The organism is Dietzia sp. E1 (assembly GCF_014145015.1).
GTDB classification, from domain to species: domain Bacteria; phylum Actinomycetota; class Actinomycetes; order Mycobacteriales; family Mycobacteriaceae; genus Dietzia; species Dietzia cinnamea_A.
The window spans coordinates 1-2,629 of sequence record NZ_JAALDU010000290.1; the positions used below are offsets into that span (position 1 = coordinate 1).

At 71.2% G+C, this 2,629-nt stretch carries 3 protein-coding genes and 1 pseudogene; 2 read left to right on the plus strand and 2 right to left on the minus strand.

The features are described from left to right. Together G6030_RS10370 and G6030_RS10375 are read right to left on the minus strand one after the other, a co-directional pair. Positions 1-239: pseudogene (locus G6030_RS10370) on the minus strand (polysaccharide biosynthesis protein); the annotation flags it as partial. Beyond that, positions 217-1,605 (minus strand): M1 family metallopeptidase, encoded by a 1,389-nt coding sequence (locus tag G6030_RS10375; protein ID WP_182643064.1) that lies wholly within the window; start codon positions 1,603-1,605, stop codon positions 217-219. The pseudogene G6030_RS10370 and the gene G6030_RS10375, both read right to left, overlap by 23 nt. Positions 1,606-1,773: 168 nt before the next feature. Between G6030_RS10375 and G6030_RS10380 the strand changes: the two genes are divergently transcribed. Beyond that, positions 1,774-2,223, plus strand: coding sequence for a hypothetical protein (locus tag G6030_RS10380; RefSeq protein WP_182643063.1), 450 nt, complete (start codon positions 1,774-1,776; stop codon positions 2,221-2,223). After that, complete coding sequence (locus G6030_RS10385; RefSeq protein ID WP_187701720.1) at positions 2,220-2,609, plus strand: transcriptional regulator; 390 nt, start codon at positions 2,220-2,222, stop codon at positions 2,607-2,609. Before G6030_RS10380 ends, G6030_RS10385 begins: the two co-directional genes overlap by 4 nt. Positions 2,610-2,629: the final 20 nt, after the last annotated feature.

The following is a 2,629-nucleotide window of genomic DNA, read 5'->3' on the forward strand; positions in this document are numbered from 1 at the left end:
CGGACAGCCCGGGTGGCCTCCTGCATCAGCCCATTGGCCACGCCGCCCAGGGCGAAGAACGCACCCCAGTAGGTGGCGAACAGCGGGTAGTCCGCCGGGCCCAGCGCGCGGCCGGCGATGAGCATCACCAGGTACCCCGAGGCCGCGGCGAACACGGTCGCGAGGGTCAGCGCCCGCATGCCGCCCGCGGCCCCCGGGGCGGCGCCGGGCTCCGCCTCAGCGGCGGCCGGTGTGGTCATCGGGCATACCGAGGGTCGGCGGCAGCGGCTCGGAGAACAACCAGGCGTCCCACAGGGGCTGGAGGTCGACGGGGGAGTGGTCGGCGGCCATGCGGAGGAAATCGCCCGTGGTGGCGGTCTTGCCGGAATAGGTGGCCACCCACGCCCGGAGGAGGTCGAAGAACGCGGTGTCGCCGACGGCCTGGCGCAGGGCGTGCAGGGTCAGGGCGCCGCGCTTGTAGACGCGGTCGTCGAACATGTCCTTCGGACCGGGGTCCGCCAACAGGATGTCCTGCGGGGAGTCCTGCAGCTTGGAGTAGTAGCGCAGGGCGTGGCTGCCGGCATCGGCACCGCCGGAGAACTCGGTCCACAACCACTCGGCGTAACAGGCGAAGCCCTCGTGCAGCCAGATGTGTTTCCACTCGGCGGCGGTGACGGCGTTGCCGAACCACTGGTGGGCCAGTTCGTGGGCGATCAGCCGCTCGTCGCGGTCACCGGACTCGGCGGTGCCCCGGCCGAACGTCGACATCCCCATGGCCTCGAGCGGGATCTCGAGCTCGTCGTCGGTGACCACGACCGTGTACTCGTCGAACGGGTACGGGCCGAACAGTCCGCTGAACACGTCGATCATCTCGGTCTGCCGGGCGAACGCCTGCCGGAACCCGCGCTTGAGGTCGGCGGGCAGGAAGGCGTGGACGGGGACCGCGCCGTCGCCCACCGTCAGGTGCTCGTAGCGGCCGAGGTTGATGGTGACCAGGTAGGTGGACGTGGGGTACGGCAGGTCGAAATCCCAGGTGGTCATGCTGCCGCTGCGCTTCTTGCCCACCAGCGCGCCGGTGACGACGGCCCGGTACGGCGAGTCCGTGGTCAGGCGGATGCGGAACGGTGCCTTGGACGAGGGATGGTCGTCGCAGGGGAACCAGCTGGCAGCGCCGTTGGGCTGATTGGCCACGAGCACCCCGTCGGTGAGTTCCTCCCAGCCGACCTCGCCCCAGGCGCCGCGGATGGGCCGCGGGTTGCCGGAGTAGCGGATGGTCAGCGCGAACTCGGTGCCCGACTCGAGCGGCTCGGCGAGCGTGACGGCGAGCTTGCCGCGGGGCCGGGAGTAGCGGGCGACGCGGCCCCGGTCGGTCGTCACCTTGGACACGTCCAGGTGCGGGGAGAGGTCGAGCCGGACCGCGTCGAGCGGGGCGGTGGCGGTCGCGGTGATGACGGCCTCGCCGCGGAGATTGTTGGAGCCCATCTTGTAGGTGAGGTCCAGGTCGTAGCGCGCGACGCGGTAGCCGTGGTTGCCGGCCGTCGGCAGATAGGGGTCGACAGGATCGCCGCTCGACGGGGCGTGGTGGCCCGCGAGTCTGGCGACGAGGTCCTTGCTGGCTGCCTTCAATTCCATGACCTGCGCGAGTCTAGAGGACCGCCCGGCTCGCCCGCCCCGGCCGACGCCCCCTACGACCGATCCCGAGAGACTACTTGCCAACCGAGAAAGTACTTGCCTATAGTTGAGTCATCGCCTCGAGGGAAACGCCAACGGGGTCCCACCGAGAAAGGTGTCGTCATGAACACGGAGAACCCCACGACCGACCCGGTCGACCGCGCCGAGGCCGCCCGACTGCTCGCCGAGGCGGAGGGGCGCCCGCCGGTGAGCACCGCCCACGACGTCCGCGTCTTCGCTGGCTTCGCCGCGGCGATCGCGGTGCTCATGGGCGTCGGCACCATCGCGATCATGTTCACCAACTGGGCGCTCATCCCCTACGTGGCCCTGCTGTTCGTGGCGATCTACTGGCAGCGGCGGGCGATCAGCGCCAGCCCGCGGGGCTCGGGCCGGACGTACACGTGGGGCATCGCGGGATCGGGCGTGATGATCCTCGTCGTCGTCACCGCCCTGAACGTCCTCCGCACCACGATCGGCCTCACCGCCTGGTGGTACGCGCTCGGCGTGGTCCTGGTCGCGCTGCCCGGCCTGGTGGCCGCCGCGATCATCGTGCGACGAGGCTCCGCGCGATGAGTGACGAGAAGGTGACGACGACGAGCACCGCCGCCGCATCGAGGGGCTCCGCCCCGGGGGCGGGCTCCCGCCGGGATGAGCCGGACCGGCCCGGGGGCCACGCCCGGCATCGTCTCGACGAGGTGATCCACGCCCCGGTCCGCTTCTCGATCGTCGCGGCGCTGGCCGGGGTCGACGACGCGGAGTTCGCCACGATCCGCGACGCGGTCGAGGTGACCGATTCGACGCTGTCCAAGCAGGTCGCCGTCCTGGAGAAGGCCGGCTACGTCACGGTCCGGAAGGGCTACGTGGGCAAGCGGCCCCGCACGTGGCTCTCGCTGAGCCGGGACGGGCGCAAGGCGTACGAGTCGCACCTCGCGGCGCTGCGCGCCATCGCCGGCGCCTGACCGCGCGCCGTCCGCTCTAG

Excerpts from the sequence above, each read along its gene's own strand:
- G6030_RS10380 (WP_182643063.1), top strand. The coding sequence starts at position 1,774 with ATGAACACGGAGAACCCCACGACCGACCCGGTCGACCGCGCCGAGGCC.
- G6030_RS10385 (WP_187701720.1), top strand. The coding sequence starts at position 2,220 with ATGAGTGACGAGAAGGTGACGACGACGAGCACCGCCGCCGCATCGAGG.